Annotated in this window: 17 protein-coding genes; 14 read left to right on the top strand and 3 right to left on the bottom strand. The window is 73.4% G+C overall.

Annotated features, from left to right (window positions below; genetic code table 11):
* Window positions 1-331 precede the first annotated feature (331 nt).
* Window positions 332-958, top strand: coding sequence for an HIT domain-containing protein (locus tag AB0K34_RS27290; protein WP_364551724.1), 627 nt, complete (start codon window positions 332-334; stop codon window positions 956-958).
* A 14-nt stretch (window positions 959-972) separates the two neighbouring features.
* Window positions 973-1377: a DUF393 domain-containing protein gene (locus AB0K34_RS27295; protein WP_364551726.1), complete on the top strand. Its 405-nt coding sequence runs from the start codon at window positions 973-975 to the stop codon at window positions 1375-1377.
* 23 nt (window positions 1378-1400) lie between these two features.
* Here the strand turns inward: AB0K34_RS27295 and AB0K34_RS27300 are convergent, their stop codons facing one another.
* From AB0K34_RS27300 to AB0K34_RS27310, 3 genes are all read right to left on the bottom strand, one after another.
* On the bottom strand, window positions 1401-2342 hold the full coding sequence (locus AB0K34_RS27300) for a hypothetical protein (RefSeq protein ID WP_364551728.1): 942 nt from the start codon (window positions 2340-2342) through the stop codon (window positions 1401-1403).
* A complete protein-coding gene (locus tag AB0K34_RS27305; protein ID WP_138635821.1) occupies window positions 2339-2794 on the bottom strand; it encodes a hypothetical protein in 456 nt (151 codons plus the stop codon). Before AB0K34_RS27305 ends, AB0K34_RS27300 begins: the two co-directional genes overlap by 4 nt.
* 93 nt (window positions 2795-2887) lie before the next feature.
* Entirely contained in the window at window positions 2888-5056 is a 2169-nt protein-coding gene (locus tag AB0K34_RS27310) for an elongation factor G-like protein EF-G2 (protein ID WP_364551731.1), read from the bottom strand.
* A gap of 327 nt (window positions 5057-5383) precedes the next feature.
* On the opposite strand from AB0K34_RS27310, the gene pgsA reads away from it, so the two are divergent.
* The 12 genes from pgsA (at window position 5384) to ruvB (ending at window position 15588) form a co-directional block, all read left to right on the top strand.
* Complete coding sequence (gene pgsA, locus AB0K34_RS27315) at window positions 5384-6043, top strand: phosphatidylinositol phosphate synthase (protein ID WP_138635823.1); 660 nt, start codon at window positions 5384-5386, stop codon at window positions 6041-6043.
* Window positions 6040-6987: a phosphatidylinositol mannoside acyltransferase gene (locus tag AB0K34_RS27320; RefSeq protein ID WP_364551734.1), complete on the top strand. Its 948-nt coding sequence runs from the start codon at window positions 6040-6042 to the stop codon at window positions 6985-6987. Before pgsA ends, AB0K34_RS27320 begins: the two co-directional genes overlap by 4 nt.
* A gap of 10 nt (window positions 6988-6997) precedes the next feature.
* The gene (locus AB0K34_RS27325; protein WP_364551737.1) at window positions 6998-8158 is read left to right on the top strand and encodes a glycosyltransferase family 4 protein; all 1161 of its coding nucleotides are present in this window, start codon (window positions 6998-7000) and stop codon (window positions 8156-8158) included.
* 11 nt (window positions 8159-8169) lie between these two features.
* Entirely contained in the window at window positions 8170-8712 is a 543-nt protein-coding gene (locus AB0K34_RS27330; RefSeq protein WP_138635826.1) for a LemA family protein, read from the top strand.
* A 108-nt stretch (window positions 8713-8820) separates the two neighbouring features.
* A complete protein-coding gene (locus AB0K34_RS27335; RefSeq protein ID WP_364551740.1) occupies window positions 8821-9858 on the top strand; it encodes a DUF3048 domain-containing protein in 1038 nt (345 codons plus the stop codon).
* A 132-nt stretch (window positions 9859-9990) separates the two neighbouring features.
* On the top strand, window positions 9991-10914 hold the full coding sequence (gene pdxS / locus AB0K34_RS27340) for a pyridoxal 5'-phosphate synthase lyase subunit PdxS (protein WP_364551743.1): 924 nt from the start codon (window positions 9991-9993) through the stop codon (window positions 10912-10914).
* A gap of 107 nt (window positions 10915-11021) precedes the next feature.
* The gene (locus AB0K34_RS27345) at window positions 11022-11636 is read left to right on the top strand and encodes a hypothetical protein (protein ID WP_138635829.1); all 615 of its coding nucleotides are present in this window, start codon (window positions 11022-11024) and stop codon (window positions 11634-11636) included.
* A 104-nt stretch (window positions 11637-11740) separates the two neighbouring features.
* A complete protein-coding gene (gene pdxT, locus AB0K34_RS27350; RefSeq protein ID WP_138635830.1) occupies window positions 11741-12358 on the top strand; it encodes a pyridoxal 5'-phosphate synthase glutaminase subunit PdxT in 618 nt (205 codons plus the stop codon).
* A 3-nt stretch (window positions 12359-12361) separates the two neighbouring features.
* Window positions 12362-13117, top strand: coding sequence for a YebC/PmpR family DNA-binding transcriptional regulator (locus AB0K34_RS27355; protein WP_138635831.1), 756 nt, complete (start codon window positions 12362-12364; stop codon window positions 13115-13117).
* A 178-nt stretch (window positions 13118-13295) separates the two neighbouring features.
* On the top strand, window positions 13296-13871 hold the full coding sequence (gene ruvC / locus AB0K34_RS27360) for a crossover junction endodeoxyribonuclease RuvC (RefSeq protein ID WP_138635832.1): 576 nt from the start codon (window positions 13296-13298) through the stop codon (window positions 13869-13871).
* Window positions 13868-14470: a Holliday junction branch migration protein RuvA gene (gene ruvA, locus AB0K34_RS27365; protein WP_364551746.1), complete on the top strand. Its 603-nt coding sequence runs from the start codon at window positions 13868-13870 to the stop codon at window positions 14468-14470. Before ruvC ends, ruvA begins: the two co-directional genes overlap by 4 nt.
* Complete coding sequence (gene ruvB, locus AB0K34_RS27370; RefSeq protein ID WP_364551778.1) at window positions 14470-15588, top strand: Holliday junction branch migration DNA helicase RuvB; 1119 nt, start codon at window positions 14470-14472, stop codon at window positions 15586-15588. The genes ruvA and ruvB overlap by 1 nt, the downstream gene beginning before the upstream one ends.
* Window positions 15589-15591 lie beyond the last annotated feature (3 nt).

Genomic DNA, 15591 nt, shown 5'->3' on the forward strand with positions numbered 1-15591 from the left:
GCCCCGACCTGGGCCGTTCGTACGACGACACGAAGACCCGGTCGTCGGTGGGCCCTCGGGACGCCGGGCGGCGGCACGGTCGTCGCGCGGTCCGGCGCCCCCGGGAAGAACGGTTTCGCGCCGGGGTCCGGCCTCGACTCGCCGCCGCCGCTCTGCCGCCTGTCGAGCCCGGTCATGATCGCTCCCATGGTGAGTTGAGATGACCATGGTGTCGGAGTCACCGGCAAACGTCACGCGCGAACCCGTGCCCTGGAGGGGATCCCGGCTACAGCCCCGGCCGCTTCTCTCTCTATGCTGCTGGTCAGGCCGTGAACAAAAGGAGACCACCGCCTTGACCGCAGAGCCGGAGGAGTCCGTGGTGCAGCAGGGGCGCGAGGACGCGCCCGGGGCCGGCGCCGGGAATGCGCGCACGCCCCGCTTCGAGGAGGAGAGAGGCGGCGCGGGCACGCCCGACAACTTCCAGCGGCTCTGGACCCCGCACCGGATGGCCTACATCAAGGGGGAGGGCAAGCCGAGCGGCGCGGGCGCGGGCGACGGCTGCCCCTTCTGCGAGATCCCCCAGATGGACGACGACGAGGGCCTCGTCGTGGCCCGCGGCGAGTCGGTGTTCGCGGTGCTGAACCTCTACCCGTACAACTCCGGGCACCTGATGGTCGTCCCCTACCGGCACGTCGCCGACTACACCGAGCTGGAGGAGCCGGAGTACGTGGAGCTGGCGACGTACACCCAGCGCGCCCTCACCGCGCTGCGCAAGGCCAGCGGCGCGCAGGGCTTCAACGTCGGCATGAACCTCGGCCTCGTCGCGGGCGCCGGGATCGCGGCGCACCTGCACCAGCACGTCGTCCCGCGCTGGGGCGGCGACACCAACTTCATGCCGGTGGTCGGGCACACGCGGGTGCTGCCCCAGCTGCTGCGCGACACCCGCCAGATGCTCGCCGACGCCTGGCCCGTCCAATGACGGGCGCGGCTCCCATGGCGGGCGGGGTGGAACTGCCGGTGCTGGTGTTCGACGGCGACTGCGGGTTCTGCACGTCGTCGGCGCGGTTCCTGGAGCGGCGCGTGCCCGTCCGGGCGGCGGTCGTCGCCTGGCAGTTCGCCGACCTGGACGCGCTCGGCACGACGGCTGAGCGGGCCCAGTACGAGGTGCTGTGGGTCGAGCGGGCCGGACGGGTCAGCGGCGGCGCCGAGGCCATCGGGCGGATGCTGACGGCCGCCGGCGGCCTGTGGCGGGTGCCCGGCGTGCTCCTGCGGGTTCCGCCGGTGAGCTGGCTCGCGCACGGCGTGTACCGGCTCGTCGCGAACAACCGGCACCGGATGCCCGGCGGGACGGCGGCGTGCATGCTGCCCGCCGACCGGCGTCCCGGCGCCGGGACCTGACCCGGCGCCGGTGCGCCCCCGTCTCAGGCGGCGGGCTCCGCGGCGGGCTCGGCGGCGGGCCTGCCGCCGCCCAGGCGCTCGGGCAGCAGCCCGGTCAGCCGCTCCAGCGGCAGGAACGCCGCGAGCCAGATTGCGTGCGGCAGGAAGTGGATCGTCATCAGCGCGTAGGTGACGACGTGGAAGCCGGCGAAGAACAGCACGAGCGCGTACAGCGGCCGGCCCCGGACGAACAGCATCACCGGAGACAGCGCCTCTGCGAGGAACATGAACCACTGGCTGGCCTTCAGCATCACCGGGTAGTCGATGAAGCTGCGGCCGAGCGGCGTCCCGCGCCGGCTCAGCGCCCACTGGACGGTCGACCCGTTCGGCCACGCCGGGAACCCGCCGATGCGCACCTTCGCCCATGCGGACAGGAAGTACGCCGCGACCACCCCGATCTGGACGCACCGCACCGACCACGCCGACGCCTCGCAGCGCCGCGAGTCGCCGATGGCCGCGCGGCCGACGCTCGGCAGCACGAACAGCGCCACGACGAGCGCCAGGTGGTCGTGGTCGACCTTGCCGTACGACATGCTGATCGTGACCCACCACAGGTACCCGCACGCGGCGACGTAGCCGCTCGCGCGCGGCAGCACCCGCCCGGTCATGGCGACGAGCCCGGCCGCGATCGTCACCACCAGCAGCGTGTACATCGACCACGGCGTGGGCGCGGGCAGGTGCAGCAGGCGGGCGAGCAGCACCGGCTGGTACAGGTCGGCGGGCAGCCGCGCGTGCGACAGCGAACTGCTGGTCAGCAGCAGCATGTCGAACGGCAGGAACACGTAGCCGAGGACCCGCAGCCAGGCGATCCGGGCGCGCGGCACCGGCCCGAACCACCAGCGGTCCCACGGGGTGCGGGCCGGTTCGGGCGCGTCCCCGGCGGGCCGCACCGGCCGGGGCGCCTCCGGCGTCGCCGCGGCCGTCACCGGACGTCCCAGACGACGCGGTTCTGCCGCATGGTCGACACGACCTTGCCGCTCTTCAACTTCTTGATCTCCTGCACGACGTAGATCCGGGTGAGCCGGGGCTGCCCGGGGTGGAGCCTGCGCTGCCCGTCGGCGATGCCCTGCAGCAGCGACGGGTCGCGGACGATCCGCGACATCTGCCCTTCGATCTCGGCGCGCTTCATGCCCGTCCCGACGGCGTCGAAGGACAGCTTCACGTGCGCGCCGGCGGCGGTGTCGGCCTCCAGCCAGTAGGAGCTGATCGTGCCGCCGTCGTTCTTCACCGAGAACGCGAACTGCGTCATCGGGCCGAGCGGGAACGCGTCGTTGCTCCCGTACGCGCTGGTGTAGAACAGGGCGCCGACGACCACGGCGCCCGAGAGTGACCGCCAGAGCCGCGCGCGAGGCCCCAGCCGGAGGGCAGGAAGATCCACCCGGCAAGCCTAAAGCCCCGCCCGGCCAGTGCGGGCGGGGCTTTCGGCATGCGCGCGGGCCCGCGCGCGGCGCCCGAACGGGGCGCCGCGCCGCTAGTCGTCGCGGGACTCGGCGGCGACCTTGTCGGCCAGGTGGGCCGGGAGCGGCTCATAGCGCAGGAACGTGCGGTTGAACGTGCCGGTGCCCTGCGACATCGACCGCAGGTCGATCGCGTACCGGACGATCTCCAGCTGCGGCACCTCCGCCTTGATCATGGTGCGGCCGCCCGGCACCGCCTGGGAGCCGAGCACCCGGCCGCGCCGCGAGGTGAGGTCGGACATGATCGGCCCCACGTACTCGTCGGCGATCAGCACCTCCACCTCGTCGACCGGTTCCAGCAGCAGGATCGGCACCTGGCTCGCCGCGTCCTTCAGGGCCAGCGCCCCGGCGGCCTGGAACGCCATGTCGGACGAGTCGACCGAGTGCGCCTTGCCGTCGTGCAGGGTGACCTTGACGTCCACGAGCGGGTACCCGGCGGACACCCCGCGCGCCATCTGCTGCCGGACGCCCTTCTCGACCGACGGGATGAACTGCCGCGGCACCACCCCGCCGACGATCTTGTCGACGAACTCGAAGCCCTCACCGGACGGCAGCGGCTCCACGTCGATGTGGCAGATGCCGTACTGGCCGTGCCCGCCGCTCTGCTTGACGTGCCGGCCGAGCCCCCGGGCCGGCCCGCCGAACGTCTCGCGCAGCGGGACGCGCAGCTCCACCCGGTCGACCTCGACGCCGTACCGGGTCTTGAGCCGGTCGATGAGCACGTCGGCGTGGGCCTCGCCCATGCACCACAGCACCAGCTGCCGCGTCTCGGGGTTGTTCTCCAGGCGGAGCGTCGGGTCCTCGGCGACGAGCCGGCCGAGCGCCTGGCTGAGCTTGTCGTCGTCGGCCTTGGACTTGGCACGGATCGCCACCGGCAGCAGCGGGTCGGGCATCGACCAGGGCGCCATCAGCAGCGGCGCGCCGGGGTCGGAGAGGGTGTCGCCCGTCTCGGCGCGGCTCAGCTTCGCCACCGCGCAGATGTCGCCCGCCGAGCAGGACGCCGCGGTGCGCTGCGTCTTGCCGAGCGGGGAGGTGAGCGCGCCGACCCGCTCGTCGACGTCGTGGTCCTCGTGCCCGCGGTCGGCCATGCCGTGCCCGGACACGTGCACCGTCGTGTCGGGGCGCAGCGTCCCGGAGAACACCCGGACCAGCGAGATCCGGCCCACGTACGGGTCGGACGTGGTCTTGACGACCTCGGCGACCAGCGGGCCCTCCGGGTCGCAGGAGATCTCCTTCGGCGGCCCGCCGCTCACCGCCGTGACCGGGGGGATGCCGTGTTCGAGCGGGGAGGGGAACGCCTGGGTGACGACCTCCAGCAGCTCCAGCATCCCGATGACCGGGCCGGGGTGGTCGCCGTGCGGGACCGACGTCGCGAGGACGGGGTAGAAGCTGCCCCGCGCGACCGCGGTCTCCAGGTCCCCGATGAGCGCCTTGACGTCGATGTCCTCGCCGGACAGGTACCTGTCCATGAGGGTCTCGTCCTCGCTCTCCTGGATGATCCCCTCGATCAGCGACGCGCGCTGCTCGGCGATCTGCTCCAGGTACTCCGGGTCCGGATCGCACTCGGTGCGCCGCCCGGTGGAGTAGTCGAGGCAGCGCTGCGACAGCAGCCCGATCAGGCCCTTCAGCCCGCCGTCCCCGCCGGCCGCGGGGAAGTACAGCGGGGCGACGCCCTCACCGAAGACGTCCTGGCAGGTCATCACGACGTCGTCGAAGTCGCCGCGCTGCTGGTCGATCTTGGTGATGACGACCGCGCGGGGCATCCCCACCGCCGCGCACTCCTCCCACAGCATCCGGGTGAGGCCGTCGATGCCGTCCACCGCCGAGATCACGAACAGCGCCGCGTCGGCGGCGCGCAGCCCGGCCCGCAGGTCGCCGACGAAGTCGGCGTACCCCGGCGTGTCGATGAGGTTGACCTTCACGTCGCCGTGCATGAGCGGGGCGAGCGCCAGGTTCACCGAGCGCTGCTGGCGCACCTCGACCTCGTCGAAGTCGCTGACCGTCGTGCCGTCCTCGACCTTGCCCGCCCGCTGCACCGTGCCCGTCGCGGCGAGCAGCGCCTCCACGAGCGTGGTCTTGCCGGCTCCCGAATGGCCGACCAGCGCGACGTTGCGCACCCTGTCGCACCCGCCGGCCTCCGGTGCCCTGCCGGGGGCTCCCGGGTGGCCTCCCTTGTCCGCCATGACTACCTCCTCGGACGGGTCTCCGCGCGGAGGCCCGCGTGCGGCTTGGGCCCGGCCCGGCGGGCCCGGCCCCGACGTCCGAGTGCGGCGTCCGACCTCGTCCCATCGCGCGTGACCGACGTCACACCCGTACCACCACCCTTTCCCGTGATGGCCGGGACCACAAGGGGGGAACCGCAATCAACCGTCATCTGTCCGGGCCGCCCGGCCCCCAAACCCGGCGCCGACCACGTCTCCGCCCCGGCCGCACTACGATGGGCGCGCTGCGGAGGCCCGCCCCCGGCCGGAGCAGGGCCCGCACCCCGGAGACCACGAGAACGGACGGCGATGCTCAACAAGATCAGGCCCGCGCTGGGGCGCGTCCTCACCCCCGTCGGGCAGACGGTCGCGCGGACCGGAGTGTCGCCCAACGCCATCACCGTCATCGGCACGGTCGGCGTGGCCGCCGGCGCGCTCGTCCTCTTCCCGCGCGGGGAGTTCTTCTGGGGGACGATGGTCATCACCGCGTTCGTCCTGTTCGACATGCTGGACGGCGCGGTCGCCCGGGTCACCGGCAAGATCTCCAAGTTCGGCGCGTTCCTGGACTCCACCATGGACCGCGTCGCCGACGCCGCGATCTTCGCCGGGCTGATGATCGGCCTGTACCGGGACGGCCAGGAGCCGCTCGCCGGGGTCGCGCTGTACTGCCTCGTCGCCGGCGTCGTGGTGTCCTACGCCAAGGCCCGCGCCGAAGGGCTCGGCTACACCTGCAACGTGGGCATCGCCGAGCGCGCCGAGCGCCTCATCGTCGCGCTCGTCGCGGCCGGGTTCGACGGCCTCGGCGTCCCCTTCATCCTCGCCGTCGCCCTGTGGGCGCTCGCCGTGCTGAGCACCGTCACCGTCGGGCAGCGGTTCGCCACGGTGTACGTCCAGGCGAAGGACGCCCCGGCCGTGGACGGCGCCGAGAAGGAGAACGGCGCGGCGAAGACGCCGGAGCCGCGGCCGTGACCACGCCCCGCCGCCGCGGCGGCGCGCCGCCCTCGCTCCGCGACGAGGTGACCGACGCCGTCTACGCGCTGGGCTGGACGGTCGTCCGCAAGATGCCCGAGAGCATGGCCCGGCTGGCCTTCACCGCGATCGCCGACCGCACCTGGCACCGGTACGGGTCCGGGGTGCGGCAGCTGGAGAAGAACCTGTGCCGCGTCCTCGGCAAGGACGCCGTCGACGACGAGGTCCGCGTCCTCAGCAAGAAGGTGCTGCGCTCCTACCTGCGCTACTGGCTGGAGGTCTTCCGGCTGCCCGAGTACGACAAGGCCCGGATCCTCGGCCGGATGCGCGTCACCGGCGAGAAGAAGATCTTCACCAACCTCGACTCCGGGCGCGGCGTGATCCTCGCGCTGCCCCACATGGGCAACTACGAGCACGCGGGCGCGTGGCTCGTGCACTGCGGCTACCCGTTCACCACCGTCGCCGAGCGGCTGGAGCCGGCGTCGCTGTTCGACCGGTTCGTCGAGTTCCGCGAGAGCCTCGGAATGGAGGTCCTCGCCCACCGGGGCGCCTCCGCGTACGGGCGGATGGCGCAGCGGCTGCGCGCCGGGCGGCCGGTCTGCCTCGTCGTCGACCGCGACCTGACCGAGAGCGGCATCGACGTCGAGTTCTTCGGCGCCACCGCCCGGATGCCGGCCGTTTCCGCGGCGCTCGCGGTCCAGACCGGCGCCGCCCTCATTCCCGTGACACTCTGGTACGAGGGGGAGTACTGGGCGGCGCGCGTCCACGAGGAGATCCCCGTCCCGGACGCGGGCGCCAGACAGGAGAAGATCCAGGCCATGACCCAGGAGCTGGCGCGCGCCTTCGAGGAGGGCATCGCCGCGCACCCCGAGGACTGGCACATGCTGCAGAAGGTCTGGGTGGACGACCTGCCGGACCGCCGGGGAGCGGGCGGCGGGGGATGAGAGCCGGCCGATGAGGATCGGAATCGTCTGCCCGTACACCTGGAACGTCCCGGGCGGCGTGCAGCAGCACATCGGCGACCTCGCCGAGGCGCTGCTCGGGCTCGGCCACGACGTGTCGGTGATCACACCGGCCGACGACGACGCCGAGCTGCCGCCCTACGTCGTGTCCGCCGGGCGCGCCGTGCCCGTCCCCTACAACGGGTCCGTGGCGCGGCTGGCGTTCGGGTTCCTGTCCGCCGGGCGGGTCCGGCGGTGGATCCACGAGGGCGGGTTCGACGTCCTGCACGTCCACGAGCCCGCCGCGCCCTCCCTCGGGCTGCTCGCCTGCTGGGCCGCGGACGGGCCCATCGTCGGCACCTTCCACGCCTCCTACGAGAAGTCGCGGGCGCTGTCGGTCACCGCGCCGATCCTGCAGAGCGCGCTGGAGAAGATCACCGGCCGGATCGCGGTGTCGGAGGCGGCCCGCACCACCCTCGTCGAGCACCTCGGCGGCGACGCCGTGCTCATCCCCAACGGCGTCGCGACCGAGCGGTACGCGATGGCCGAGCCGCTGCCCGGCTGGCGCGGCCGCGCCGAGGCCCCGCACGGCGGCGACGACGGCGCGCTCGGGTTCCTCGGCCGGATGGACGAGCCCCGCAAGGGCCTGCAGGTGCTGCTGCGCGCCTTCGAGATCCTCGGCCGCCGCCGCCCCGGGCTGCGGCTGCTGCTCGCCGGGCCCGGCGACGCCGACGACGTGATCGCCCGGGTGTCGCCCGAGCTGCGCGACCGCGTCGCCGTGCTCGGCATGGTCAGCGAGGCCGACAAGGTCCGCGCCTACCACTCGGTGGACGTCTTCGTCGCGCCGAACCTCGGCGGCGAGAGCTTCGGCATCGTGCTCGCCGAGGCGATGTCGGCGGGGGCCCCGATCCTCGCCAGCGACATCGAGGCGTTCGACCGGGTGCTGCTCGGCGGCCGGGCCGGGGCGCTGTTCCCGGCCGGCGACCACGCGGCGCTCGCGGCGGCGGCCGGCGAGCTCCTCGACGACCCGGCGCGGCGCAAGCAGCTGTCCGCGGAGGCCCGCGCCGCCGTGCGCGCCTACGACTGGTCGGCCGTGGCGCGCGACGTGCTGCGGGTGTACGAGACCGTCACCGACGACGGCGCCGGGGTCGTCGAGTCCGGCCTCGGGCTGTAGGAGCGCACCCCATGTCCTACGACTGGATCATCGACGTCCTGTTCTGGATCGCCGTCGTCTTCCTGGTCGGCGTGTACGTGTCGTGGCGCGCCACGCGCCTCGACCGGCTGCACGTCCGGGTCGAGACCGCCCGCGCCGCGCTGGACGCCGCGCTCGTGCGGCGGGCCGCCGCCGCGCTGGAGCTGGCCGCGTCCCGGCTGCTGGACCCCGCCACCAGCCTCGTGCTGGCGACCGCCGCGCACGAGGCGCGCACCGCCGACGCCGAGCGCCGCGAGTTCGCCGAGAGCGACCTGTCCCGCGCGCTGCGCGCGGTCGTCGACCAGCCCGAGTTCGTCGGCACGATCAGCGCGCGGGGCGCGGGCGACGGCAAGGAGGTGCTGGACGAGCTGTCCTCCGCCGCCGCGAAGGTCGCCTACGCCCGCCGCTTCTACAACGACGCCGTCGCCCAGGCCAGGACCGCGCGCCGCAAGCTGCTCATCAGGGTGCTGCCGCTCGCCGGCCGCGCCGCGCTCCCCGACTTCTTCGAGATCGACGACGATCCGCCCGGAATCTGACCGTGCGACGTTGATCACACCGGGGCCCGGGATCCGTACCGCTGGACGGGCGGGCGCACCGGGCGGCGTTCGCTACCCTCTGGCAGACCGTCCAAGGAGGGGTACATCGTGCGATCCGCATGGACCGGCACCGCCTACGGCCGCACGGCCGCGGGGTTCGGCGCCCTCGTCCTCGGCGCCGGCCTGGCCGCCTGCTCCGGCTCGGAGAAGCCGCGGAGCGCGCCGCCGCCGCGGAGCACGGGGACGCCCGCGCCGCCGTCCGGGACGCCCGAGCCCGCCGTCCACCCGTTCAACGGCGGCACCAGGGGGCTGGCCAACCCCGTCCTCGCCGTCAAGATCGAGAACACCGCGCCGGCGCTGCCGCAGAGCGGGGTGAAGGACGCCGACATCGTCTACGTCGAGCAGGTGGAGGGCGGCGAGACCCGGCTGATGGCGGTCTACTCGTCCAAGCTGCCGAAGCGGGTCGGGCCGGTGCGCAGCGCCCGCATCTCCGACCTGCACATCCTGCCGCAGTTCGGCCGCCCCGCCTTCGCGTTCTCCGGCGTCCAGAGCAAGATGAAGAAGTACATCCGCAAGGCGCCGGTGTACGACCTCTCCCAGGAGAAGGCGGGCGGCGCCTACTCCCGCTCCAGCGCCAAGCGCATCCCCTACAACCTGTACGCCGACCCGAAGGACCTGCTCAAGCGGGCGCCGAAGGCCGCGAAGCCGCGCGACATCGGCTTCCGGTTCGGGGCCGCCCCCGAAGGCGGCGAGCCCACCCGGTCCTTCACCGCCCGCTGGCCCAGCGCGACGATGGGTTTCACCTGGTCGGCCCAGCAGAAGCGGTGGCTCGCCAGCTGGGGCGGCCGGCCCGACCGCGCCGCCGAGGGCGGCCGGCTCGGCGGCAAGACCGTCGTCGTCCAGTACGCCAAGACCACCCGCTCGAAGTTCCACGACTTCCTCGGCAGCTACACGCCGCTGATCCACACCACCGGGAGCGGGCGGGCGGTCGTCCTGCGCGACGGGAAGTCCTACAAGGCCAAGTGGTCGCGCCCGTCGGAGGACAAGGGCACCACCTTCACCACCGCCGACGGCAAGCCGATGACGTTCGCGCCGGGCCAGGTCTGGGTGCTGCTCGTCAACGACGGCAAGCCCTACACCCCCTGACCCCGCCGTCCGGGACGGGCCGTCGGTCACTCCGTAAGCGCGCGGGCGTGGCCGTTGACACTCTGCGGGGTCGAGAGGTCCCGCGAGCAGGCAATATCATGGAAAGTGATTTGTCGTCCGTCCACGTGAGGAATGCCCGTGTCCACTTCCACTCCCGCCACTGACAACGCCGCTCCCGAGACCGGGACCGCCCGCGTCAAGCGCGGCATGGCGGAGATGCTCAAGGGCGGCGTGATCATGGATGTCGTCACGCCCGACCAGGCGAAGATCGCCGAAGACGCGGGCGCGGTCGCCGTCATGGCCCTGGAGCGGGTGCCCGCCGACATCCGCGCCGAGGGCGGCATCTCCCGGATGAGCGACCCCGACATGATCGACGGGATCATCGGCGCGGTCTCCATCCCGGTCATGGCCAAGGCCCGCATCGGCCACTTCGTCGAGGCCCAGGTGCTGCAGGCCCTCGGCGTCGACTACATCGACGAGTCCGAGGTGCTCACCCCGGCCGACTACGACAACCACATCGACAAGTGGGCGTTCACCGTCCCGTTCGTGTGCGGCGCCACCAGCCTCGGCGAGGCCCTGCGCCGCATCACCGAGGGCGCGGCGATGATCCGCTCCAAGGGCGAGGCCGGCACCGGCGACGTCTCCAACGCCACCACCCACATGCGCAAGATCCGGCAGGAGATCCGCCGCCTGCAGAACCTGCCCGAGGACGAGCTGTACGTCGCCGCCAAGGAGCTCCAGGCCCCCTACGAGCTGGTCAAGGAGGTCGCGCAGGCCGGGAAGCTGCCGGTCGTGCTGTTCACCGCCGGCGGCATCGCCACCCCCGCCGACGCGGCCATGATGATGCAGCTCGGCGCCGAGGGCGTCTTCGTCGGCTCCGGGATCTTCAAGTCCGGCAACCCGGCCCAGCGCGCCGAGGCCATCGTGAAGGCCACCACCTTCCACGACGACCCCGACGTGATCGCCAAGGTCTCCCGCGGGCTCGGCGAGGCCATGGTCGGCATCAGCGCGGCCTCCCTCGGCGAGGACCAGAAGTTCGCGGGCCGCGGCTGGTGAGGTGACCGGGACCCGGGCTCCACACCGCGGCCTGACAGGGTTAACCTGGCGGCGTGGCCGGCGAGGGGCGCACCCCCGGGCGGTGTCCGGCCGCGGGAGGGGAGAGCATGGCTTGGTCGGTCGCGCTGGCGTGTGCGAGCGCGGGTGAGCCCACCGAGGTGTTCGGGCCGGGCCTCGAGCCCGACCCGGACGCCGCCGCGCGGATCGCCCGCCGGCTCTACCCCGCGGCCGTCCTGACCGAGACCGGTGACACGGTCCTGGACTTCGCGCTCTGGCCGTACGAGGACGAACTGTTCGTCGGCGCGTACGACCGGGCGCTGCTGCTGTGCGACCGGCGGCTGTTCTGCCTCGACGACGACGCCCGCCGGATCGCCGACACCGCCGCGGCGGCGCTGCCCGGGTCCCGCTGCGGCGTGCTCGTCCTGCACACGGTGATCCGCGGCTGCTGGTTCCGCTGGTACGAGTCCGGGACGCTGCTGCGCGACGTGTTCGTCACCGCCGAGGACGGCGTCGTCGTCGACCAGGGCGACCGGCTGCCCGCCGAGCGCCCGTTCTGGGCCGCCGTCGACGCGGGCGCGCCGGACGTCCCGCTGCCGTTCGACCCCGAGGAGTTCGGGCTCGCGCTCGCCGCGGAGCACATGTTCGGCCGCGGCATCGCCGACCGCGGCAAGGACGGCTTCCTGCCCCTCGAACTCCCGCTGCGCCGCTTCAAACTGGCCTGACCGCCGCGCCCGGAGCGCCCGCGCGGGGGGAAGATCGGGCAGGTCGCGCCGCGTTGTAAGGAACGTCTAGGGTTTGACGCGGCCCCTCACCCGGAAGGTTTCCCGTGACCACTGTGCCGACGATCGGTGTGCTCGCTCTGCAGGGGGACGTGCGCGAGCACGTCCGCGCCCTGGAGGCCGCGGGCGCGCGCACCCTGGCGGTGCGCCGCCCCGAGGAGCTGGAGCGCGTCGACGGCCTGGTCCTGCCCGGCGGCGAGTCCACCACGATGTGGCGGCTCGCGCGCTCGTTCGAGCTGCTCGACCCGCTGCGCAAGCGGATCGAGGGGGGACTGCCCGCCTACGGGTCCTGCGCCGGCATGATCATGCTGGCGGACCGGATCCGGGACGGCGCGGCCGGCCAGGAGACCGTCGGCGGCATCGACATGACCGTGCGGCGCAACGCGTTCGGCCGGCAGGTCGACTCCTTCGAGGCCGCGGTGCCGCTGACCGGCATGGGGGACACGCCGTACCACGCCGTTTTCATCCGCGCACCCTGGGTCGAGTCCGTCGGCGCCGCCGTCGAGATCCTCGGACGCGCCGAGAGCGGTCCGAACGCCGGTAGGATCGTCGCCGTTCGTCAGGGACGTCTCATGGCGACCTCGTTCCATCCGGAGTTGACAGGCGACTTCCGCGTGCACCACTACTTCGCCGATCTGGTGCGCCGGACGACAGAGGAGGAGTGACAGATGTCCGGCCATTCCAAGTGGGCGACGACCAAGCACAAGAAGGCGGCCCTCGACGCCAAGCGGGGCAAGCTCTTCGCGAAGCTGATCAAGAACATCGAGGTGGCGGCCCGCACCGGCGGCGGCGACCCCGACGCGAACCCCACCCTCTACGACGCCATCTACAAGGCGAAGAAGAACTCGGTCCCCAACGACAACATCGAGCGGGCCCGCAAGCGCGGCGCCGGCGAGGAGGCCGGCGGCGCCGACTGGCAGACGATCACCTACGAGGGCTACGCGCCCGGCGGCGTCGCCGTCCTGATCGAGTGCCTCACCGACAACCGCAACCGCGCCGCCTCCGAGGTCCGCGTCGCGCTCACCCGCAACGGCGGCTCCCTCGCCGACCCGGGCTCGGTGTCGTACATGTTCAACCGCAAGGGCGTCGTGATCGTCCCGAAGGCCGGCACCAGCGAGGACGACGTGATGATGGCCGTCCTCGACGCCGGCGCCGAGGAGGTCAACGACCTCGACGAGGAGAACTTCGAGGTCGTCAGCGAGGCCGGCGACCTCGTCGCCGTCCGCACCGCGCTGGTGGACGCCGGGATCGACTACGAGTCGGCGGAGAGCAAGTTCCTGCCGAGCGTCACCGTCCCGCTCGACGAGGACAACGCCAAGAAGGTGTTCCGCCTCCTCGACGCCCTGGAGGACTCCGACGACGTCCAGGACGTCTACGCCAACTTCGACGTGTCCGACGAGGTCATGGCGTCCATCGACGCCTGACGCCCGCGCGCCCCGGCTCTCGACGCCGCCGTGCCCCCCACCCGGGACGCGGCGGCGTCGCGCGTCCGCCCCGGATCCCGCCGCGGATCCGGGCGGGGACACGCCCGGGCGGCCCCTCCACGGGGAGCCCTCCGGATTGGTAGCGTTGGCGGCCGAACAGATGATCGAAGGAGCGGCCGTGCGGGTGATGGGGGTGGACCCCGGGCTCACCCGGTGCGGGGTGGGCGTCGTCGACGGCGCCCCGGGCAAGCGGCTCCGGCTGGTGCACGTGTCGGTCGTGCGGACCGCCCCCGACGAGGACCACGCCCTGCGCCTGATGGGCATCGAGGCGGGCATCGAGGCCCTGATGGAGGAGTTCCGGCCCGACGCCGTCGCCGTCGAGCGGGTGTTCTCCCAGCACAACGTCCGCACCGTGATGGGGACCGCGCAGGCCGCCGGCATCGCGATGCTGGCGGCGGCGCGCCGCGGGCTGCCCGTCGCGCTGCACACCCCGAGCGAGGCGAAGGCCGCCGTCACCGGCAACGGCCGCGCCGACAAGGCGCAGGTCACCCGGATGGTGACCCGGCTGCTGGCCCTGGAGACGGCCCCCAGCCCGGCGGACGCGGCCGACGCGCTCGCCCTCGCCATCTGCCACGTGTGGCGCGGGGGAGCGCAGCAGCGGCTCGCACAGGCCCGCCGGTCGCGCGTCGAGGAGGCGGCCCGGGCCGAGCGGGCGCGGCTCGCCGCCCGCAGCAGAGGAGGAAGTGTCCAGTGATCGCCTTCGTCAGCGGCCGGGTGGCCGCCGCCGGGCCCGACGGGGCGGTGATCGACGTGCACGGCGTCGGCCTGTCGGTGCAGTGCACGCCCGCGACCCTCGCCGGGCTGCGGGTCGGCGACCCGGCGCACGTGCCGACGTCCCTCGTCGTCCGCGAGGACTCCCTGACCCTGTTCGGGTTCGCCGACGACGACGAGCGCGGGGTGTTCGAGCTGCTGCAGACCGCCAGCGGCATCGGGCCGCGGCTCGCGCTGGCGATGCTCGCCGTGCACACCCCCGACGCGCTGCGCCGCGCCGTGGCCGCCGAGGACGTCACCGCCCTGACCAAGGTGCCCGGCATCGGCAAGAAGGGCGCCCAGCGCATCGTCCTGGAGCTGAAGGACCGCCTCGGCGGGCCCGTCGGCGGCCCCGGCGACGTCCGTGCGCCCGCCCGCGGCGAGGCGTGGCGCGACCAGGTCCAGATGGGCCTGGTCAACCTCGGCTGGTCGGCCAAGGACGCCGACGCCGCCGTGGACGCCGTCGCCGCGGACCTCGACGGCGGCGAGACCCCGCCGGTGGCCGCGCTGCTCAAGGCCGCGTTGAAGAAGCTCAGCAAATGATGGGCGGCAGCGAACCGGGGGGCGCGGGGGGTCGCCCCCAGCAGGGCGCAGGGCGTGAGGAGTTCGAGCGGCTGGTCTCGGCGGACGCCGACGGCATCGAGGAGCAGCGGATCGAGGCCGCGCTGCGGCCGAAGAAGCTGGACGACTTCGTCGGCCAGGAACGGGTCCGCGAGCAGCTGTCGCTGGTGCTGCACAGCGCGCTGCGGCGCGGCAGGACGCCCGACCACGTGCTGCTGTCGGGCGGTCCCGGCCTCGGCAAGACCACCCTCGCCATGATCATCGCGGCGGAGCTCGGGCAGCCGCTGCGGATCTCCTCCGGCCCCGCGATCGAGCGGGCCGGCGACCTCGCGGCGGTACTGTCCACCCTCGCCGAGGGCGAGGTCCTGTTCCTGGACGAGATCCACCGGCTGGCGCGGCCCGCCGAGGAGATGCTCTACATGGCGATGGAGGACTTCCGGGTCGACGTCGTCGTGGGCAAGGGGCCGGGCGCGACCGCGATCCCGCTCGACATCGCCCCGTTCACGCTGGTCGGCGCCACCACCCGGGCGGGCATGCTGCCCGGCCCGCTGCGCGACCGGTTCGGCTTCGTCGCGCACATGGACTTCTACGAGCCCGCCGAGCTGGAGGTCATCGTCCGGCGGTCGGCGAAGCTGCTCGACGTGGAGATCGCCGACGACGCCGCGGCCGAGGTCGCCGGACGGTCCCGCGGCACGCCCCGCATCGCCAACCGGCTGCTGCGCCGCGTCCGCGACTATGCCGAGGTCCGCGCCGACGGCGTCATCACCAAGGAATCAGCACGGGCGGCGCTCGCGTTGTACGAGGTGGACGAACGGGGACTGGACCGGCTCGACCGGTCCGTCCTGGAGTCGCTGATGCGCAAGTTCGGCGGCGGCCCGGTCGGGCTGTCCACCCTCGCCGTCTCGGTGGGGGAGGAGCCGGAGACCGTCGAGGTCGTCGCCGAGCCGTTCCTCGTCCGGCAGGGACTGCTGGCGCGGACGCCGCGCGGCCGGGTCGCCACGGCCGCCGCGTGGGCGCATCTGGGTCTCGCCCAGCCGCCGACGGCGCCGCTGGCGGGGACCCTCTTCGAGGTGGACGAGGACGCGGGCCGGCCGGAATAGTGA

This window comes from Actinomadura sp. NPDC049382 (genome assembly GCF_040677125.1).
Classification (GTDB): Bacteria; Actinomycetota; Actinomycetes; order Streptosporangiales; family Streptosporangiaceae; genus Spirillospora; species Spirillospora geliboluensis.

Bases quoted from the DNA above. Each gene is read 5' to 3' on its own strand.
- AB0K34_RS27355 (WP_138635831.1), top strand. From the start codon at position 12,362: ATGTCCGGCCATTCCAAGTGGGCGACGACCAAGCACAAGAAGGCGGCC.
- pdxS (WP_364551743.1), top strand. From the start codon at position 9,991: ATGCCCGTGTCCACTTCCACTCCCGCCACTGACAACGCCGCTCCCGAG.
- AB0K34_RS27325 (WP_364551737.1), top strand. From the start codon at position 6,998: ATGAGGATCGGAATCGTCTGCCCGTACACCTGGAACGTCCCGGGCGGC.
- AB0K34_RS27295 (WP_364551726.1), top strand. From the start codon at position 973: ATGGCGGGCGGGGTGGAACTGCCGGTGCTGGTGTTCGACGGCGACTGC.
- ruvB (WP_364551778.1), top strand. From the start codon at position 14,470: ATGGGCGGCAGCGAACCGGGGGGCGCGGGGGGTCGCCCCCAGCAGGGC.
- AB0K34_RS27345 (WP_138635829.1), top strand. From the start codon at position 11,022: ATGGCTTGGTCGGTCGCGCTGGCGTGTGCGAGCGCGGGTGAGCCCACC.
- AB0K34_RS27330 (WP_138635826.1), top strand. From the start codon at position 8,170: ATGTCCTACGACTGGATCATCGACGTCCTGTTCTGGATCGCCGTCGTC.
- AB0K34_RS27310 (WP_364551731.1), bottom strand. From the start codon at position 5,056: ATGGCGGACAAGGGAGGCCACCCGGGAGCCCCCGGCAGGGCACCGGAG.
- pgsA (WP_138635823.1), top strand. From the start codon at position 5,384: ATGCTCAACAAGATCAGGCCCGCGCTGGGGCGCGTCCTCACCCCCGTC.